Genomic DNA, 593 nt, shown 5'->3' with positions numbered 1-593 from the left:
TTTTCCACCATTTTGTGCGCTTCGGTCGAGGTATCTGCCATCATAAAAAATACGATAGACCCTCTAAGCATTCTCACTTGTTGGTGCATGTCTATACCGTCAAACTTCTGTCTAAAGTTGGCACTTTTCGACCATAAATTTTTGTAGAACAAGTCGAAAAACTCCTGATCTGAAGTACAACGTTCATAGCTATCATTAAAAACTTCAATCACGTTCATGTTGCTTTCCCCTACGCCTTAATATGAGTTTAATTTAATATCAAATAAAAGCTTCCAAATAAGGACTTTTAAGTTTCAAACCGATCAACCCACATCGATTTTCAACAAAAAGTAAAAAGTGATTTAAATAAACACCCTCTTATCAATGAAAAAATATCCATTATCATGAACCCATATTCGAGGTACGCATGGTTGTCGATGCTAGTGCATCCTCATCTGTCATCACATAAAGAGGATATAAACGTGTCCCATCAAATCATTACCGATCTAAATAGCCGTTACACTGCAAAAAAATATGATGAAACCAAGCGCGTTTCTCAAGAAGACATGGCGATAATCAAAGAAGCACTGCGTTTGTCGGCGTCTTCTATCAAT

General features: G+C 36.8%; 1 pseudogene. It reads right to left on the bottom strand.

The window, feature by feature from the left end:
* A pseudogene (locus tag IQR33_RS04065) lies at window positions 1-218 on the bottom strand (globin); the annotation flags it as partial.
* Window positions 219-593 lie beyond the last annotated feature (375 nt).

Origin of the sequence: Vibrio sp. OPT46, from assembly GCF_015163535.1 — a bacterium.
Lineage (GTDB): Bacteria > Pseudomonadota > Gammaproteobacteria > Enterobacterales > Vibrionaceae > Vibrio > Vibrio alginolyticus.
This window is presented reverse-complemented; position numbering and strand designations above follow the sequence as displayed.